3 protein-coding genes and 1 pseudogene are annotated in these 5,078 nt (G+C 66.5%); 3 read left to right on the top strand and 1 reads right to left on the bottom strand.

Translation table 11 applies throughout. The features are described from left to right. The 3 genes and pseudogenes from DY468_RS24275 to DY468_RS24265 all read left to right on the top strand — a co-directional run. Positions 1-385 (top strand): annotated as a pseudogene (locus tag DY468_RS24275) (RNA pseudouridine synthase); the annotation flags it as partial. Positions 386-761: 376 nt separating this feature from the next. Then, entirely contained in the window at positions 762-2,714 is a 1,953-nt protein-coding gene (gene acs / locus DY468_RS24270) for an acetate--CoA ligase (RefSeq protein ID WP_164608137.1), read from the top strand. A 390-nt stretch (positions 2,715-3,104) separates the two neighbouring features. After that, positions 3,105-3,632: a L,D-transpeptidase gene (locus DY468_RS24265; protein ID WP_164608136.1), complete on the top strand. Its 528-nt coding sequence runs from the start codon at positions 3,105-3,107 to the stop codon at positions 3,630-3,632. Between the two features lie 100 nt (positions 3,633-3,732). Here DY468_RS24265 and DY468_RS24260 read toward each other — a convergent pair. Continuing rightward, on the bottom strand, positions 3,733-5,078 hold a 1,346-nt coding region (locus DY468_RS24260), incomplete at its 5' end, for an OmpA family protein (protein ID WP_246701107.1).

Below are 5,078 nucleotides of genomic sequence, written 5' to 3'. Positions count from 1 at the left end.
CCTGACTTCGGGGCGCCCTCACCCCAACCCTCTCCCGCAGGCGGGAGAGGGAGCTCGCAGTGCCGGGGGAGAGGGTGGTGATCTGTCTCGAAAGCCGGGCGCCAAATCCGGTGCGCCTCCCCCGACGGAGCTCACATGGCTCGCTCTGGAGCCGATCACCGGCCGGACCCATCAGCTCCGGGTGCATTGCGCCGCGATGGGCTGGCCGATCTTTGGCGATAACATCTACGGCAACGGCCCGCGGTTCGGCGAACCGCGGCTGCATCTGCATGCCCGCCAGATCGTCATCCCGCTGTCACGCAACAAGCCGCCGGTGGTGGTCAACGCGCCGCCCCCGGCCCATATGCATCCGCGGCTCTCTGTCTGCGGCTGGACTCCGGAGTGACCCACGGCGTCGGGACGTCGCAGCCTTCGTCGCCCGGTATCGGGCAAAGCGGTATCCCGGCGAAGCGCACGCATCCCGATCACGACCCGGCACCTGCGCGCCAACAACGCCGAAAGTCGGATCACGGCCGACTTGTCGTGCGTGGCCGCACCGACGCATAATCGGTCCAATAACAACAGCCGGAGGCTGAGACGATCGCACGTCTCTTCGCCGGCGATGCTCATCCCTCAACATGTCCATGACTTCGCCCGGATCGCAGGATCAACGATCGGCGGAGAAAAACGTGTTGTCGGGTGAGTCGCCGGTGGCAGCGGGGTTGCGGTCGAAGCACCGACGGCGGGGTGCGGCGCAGGCCGCTTACAGTGTGGAGGAAGCTATGTCCGAGAAGATCTACGACGTGCCTGCAGAATGGGCGAGCCGCGCTTTCGTCGACGACGCCAAATACCGGCAGATGTACGAGCGCTCGGTCAAGGATCCGACCGGGTTCTGGGCGGAGCATGCAGGGCGGGTCGACTGGATCAAGGCCCCGACCAAGATCGACAACTGGTCTTACGCGCCCGGCAACGTCTCGATCAAATGGTTCGAGGACGGCATCCTGAACGCCGCCTACAACTGCATCGATCGCCATCTCGACAAGCGTGGCGACCAGGTCGCAATCATCTGGGAAGGCGACGACCCGTCGCAGTCGCGCTCGATCACCTATCGGGAGCTGCACGACGAAGTCTGCAAGTTCGCCAACATCCTGCGCAACCGCAACGTCGGCAAGGGCGACCGCGTCACCATCTATCTGCCTATGATTCCGGAAGCCGCGTTCGCGATGCTGGCCTGCGCCCGGATCGGCGCGATCCACTCGGTGGTGTTCGCCGGCTTCTCGCCGGACAGCCTCGCCGGCCGCATCAACGACTGCCAGTCCAAGATCGTCATCACCGCAGACGAAGGCCTGCGCGGCGGCCGCAAAGTGCCGCTGAAGGCCAATGTCGACGCAGCACTGAAGAAGTGCGAGGGCGTCGACTGGGTGATGGTGGTCAAGCGCACCGGCGCCGCGGTCGAAATGGATGACGTCCGCGACTTCTGGTATCATGAAGCCGCCGAGATGGTGACCACCGACTGCCCGGTGGAGCACATGCACGCGGAAGATCCGCTGTTCATCCTCTACACCTCGGGCTCGACCGGCCAGCCCAAGGGCGTGCTGCACACCACCGGCGGCTATCTGGTGTTCGCCTCGATGACGCATCAATACGTCTTCGACTATCACGACGGCGACATCTACTGGTGCACCGCCGACGTCGGCTGGGTCACCGGCCACAGCTACATCCTGTATGGCCCGCTCACCAACGGCGCGACCACGCTGATGTTCGAGGGCGTGCCGAACTACCCGAGCAATTCGCGGTTCTGGGAAGTCATCGACAAGCACAAGGTCAACATCTTCTACACCGCACCGACCGCGATCCGCGCGCTGATGCAGGCCGGCGACGAGCCGGTGAAGAAGACCTCGCGCAAGTCGCTGCGCCTGCTCGGATCGGTCGGCGAGCCGATCAATCCGGAAGCCTGGGAGTGGTACCACCGCGTCGTCGGCGAGGACCGCTGCCCGATCGTCGACACCTGGTGGCAGACCGAGACCGGCGGCATCCTGATCACGCCGCTGCCGGGCGCCACCAAGCTGAAGCCCGGCTCGGCGACCCGGCCGTTCTTCGGCGTGGTGCCGGAAATCCTTGATCCCGACGGCAACGTGCTGGAGGGCGAATGCACCGGCAATCTGTGCATCGGCCGGTCGTGGCCGGGGCAGATGCGCACCGTCTATGGCGATCACGCGCGGTTCGAGCAGACCTACTTCTCGGCCTACAAGGGCAAGTACTTCACCGGTGACGGCTGCCGCCGCGATGCCGATGGATTCTACTGGATCACCGGCCGCGTCGACGACGTCATCAACGTCTCGGGGCACCGCATGGGCACCGCTGAGGTCGAATCCTCGCTGGTGGCGCATCCGAAAGTGTCCGAAGCCGCGGTGGTCGGCTATCCGCACGACATCAAGGGCCAGGGCATCTACGCCTACGTCACCCTGATGGCCGGCGAGGAGCCGACCGAGGAACTGCGCAAGGAGCTGGTCGCCTGGGTCCGCAAGGACATCGGCCCGATCGCCTCGCCGGACCTGATCCAGTTCGCGCCCGGCCTGCCGAAAACCCGCTCCGGCAAGATCATGCGCCGGATCCTGCGCAAGATCGCCGAGGACGAGCCGTCCTCGCTCGGCGACACCTCGACGCTGGCCGATCCGGCCGTCGTCGACGATCTGGTCGAGCACCGCCAGAACAAGAGCCACACGGCGGGCTGACCCTGCCGCGGCAGCCACGACCGAACGTGGCTCGCCGACACGATGCGAAGGCCCCGCCTGTCCGATAGGCGGGGCCTGTTGCGTCTGGCGGGTCCTGCGGATCTGATTGCGGCTCGACAGACGATGCTGAGCCTCGCGACGTCACCGCGGTGCCGGAGGTTGTGCTGATTCGATCACATTCGACCGGGGATCGTCAGCGGCGAACCACTTTACCGGCGGGTGTTGTTTGCCGGACATTTACTTTGTTCCCGAGATTTCTCTTCATTGGTACGCCCACGTTCATTTTGGTCGTCCAGCACATACCGGTTGGTGAGGTCGCGCTGCGACCATCGCGGGCGCTGAGGGGCGCCGGAGCGAAGCTGTCCGGTGCGAGGAAACTGGAGAGACTGAATGTCTTTTGGATTTCGTTCGGCGAAATTGGCATGGGCGCTCGTTGCCTTGTCGGGCGTTGCAGCGGTGAGCATTCAACGGGCGGAGGCGAAGCCGGACTTCGTCGCCTTCCACGGTGACTTCTCGCCCGGTACGATCGTGGTGAAGACCGGCGAACGACGCCTGTATCTGGTGGTCGAGCCCGGCCATGCGGTGCGCTATCCGGTCGGCGTCGGCAAGGCCGGCAAGCAGTGGGCCGGTATCACCAAGATCGACGGCAAGTATCGCAATCCGGCCTGGGCGCCGCCGGCCGACGTCAAGCACGACGTCCCGAGCATTCCGGATGTGATTCCGGGCGGATCGCCCGCCAACCCGATGGGCGTCGCGGCAATGACGCTGGCGGGCGGCGAATACGCCATTCACGGCACCAACCGGCCGAAGTCGATCGGCGGCTTCGTGTCCTACGGCTGCATCAGGATGTTGAACCAGGACATTACCGACCTGTACGACCGCGTGCCGGTCGGCACCACCGTGGTGGTCGCCCACTGACAGGGGCGGCGATACCGAACGGGACCAAAGAAACGGGACCAAAGAAAAGCCGCGGGGAGAGTGCCCCGCGGCTTTTTGTTTGTCGTGTGTCTGCGCCCGCTCAGCGACGCGGCGCTGCGCCAGGAGGCGGCGGCGGCAGCGACGCCTGCCCGCCATTGAGCAGCGGCGTGATGCGCCGGACCGTGACCCGGCGGTTCTGCCGCTCCGGCCCCTGAGTCGGTATCTTCAGATACTGCTCGCCATAGCCCTGCGAGGTCAGGTTCTCGGCCGGCACCCCGAACTGCTGGGTGAGCAGCGTCGCCGCGGCTTCGGCGCGACGGTCCGACAGCGACAGGTTGTCGGTGTCGTTACCGACCGCATCGGTGTGCCCTTCGATCAGGAACACCTCGCGCGGATTGCGCTGGATTGCGCGGTTCAGACCATCCGCAATCACCTGCAGCTTCGCCGCCTGATCCGGGGGAATGTCCCACGAGCCGGTGTCGAAGTTGATGGTGTTGAGATCGATCGACGGCATCCGCTGACGCACCGCCGGGCTGTAGCGGATCTCGTCCATGGAGTAGCGGCGTTCGATCCGCTCGACCGGCGGAGCTTCCAGAGTCTCGTAGATCAGCTCCGGCGACGCGTCGTCGTAATCGACGATGTAGCGGTCGCGCGGAATGCGGATCACCGGCGGCGGCAGGTCGACGTAGAAGTTCGCCCGGTCGCGCGGACCGTAGCTGTTGTCGATGATGATGATCTCGCGGCCGTCACGGTCACGGCGAATCCGCCGCAGCAACTGACCGTCCCGATCGGTGACGTTGATGATCTCGCTGCCATCGGGCCGAATCACGATCGTGCGGCGTTCGTCGCCACGATCGTCGACCCGGATGTCGCGCGCACCATAGCGGAAGCGATCGACCTCGTTGTGCCGGATGAACTCCTGGCCTCCCGGATCGCGCACGATGACGCGGCCGGGCTCGGTGATGACGATGCGGCCGTTCTGCTGAACCTCGCGCCGCTGACTGCGGAAGTCCGAGATGTTGCGCGGCCCCTGTGGGGCGGCCCCTTGCGGGATCGGGGTCAACGCCTGAGGCGACGGCGGCGGTGCGGCCGGGATCGGTGCCGTCACTGTCGGCGGCGGAGGTGGCGGCGGTGCGACCGCTGGCGCAGCGGCGGGTTGCGGCGGCTGAGCCGGCTGAGATTGGCTGCGCTCAGGCGAAGGGGCCGGCGCGACGGCGGGTCCGGCACCCGGGGCTCCGGGACCAGCTTGTGGCCGCGGCGGCGGACCGCCTGCAGGAGCGCCCGGTTGCGGGCCGCGCTCGCCCGGCGGGCGGGCGGCCGGTGCCGCTGCGGGGCCGGTTTGATGCGGCGGCGGAGTCTCGGCTTTCGGCTGCGCCGAAGGAGCTGGAGCTGGAGCCGGTGCTGCGGCGGGCGGCGGTGGGCCGCGACTGTCTCTTATACCCATCT

Origin of the sequence: Rhodopseudomonas sp. BR0M22 (assembly GCF_010907035.1) — a bacterium.
Classification (GTDB): Bacteria; Pseudomonadota; Alphaproteobacteria; order Rhizobiales; family Xanthobacteraceae; genus Rhodopseudomonas.
This window is presented reverse-complemented; position numbering and strand designations above follow the sequence as displayed.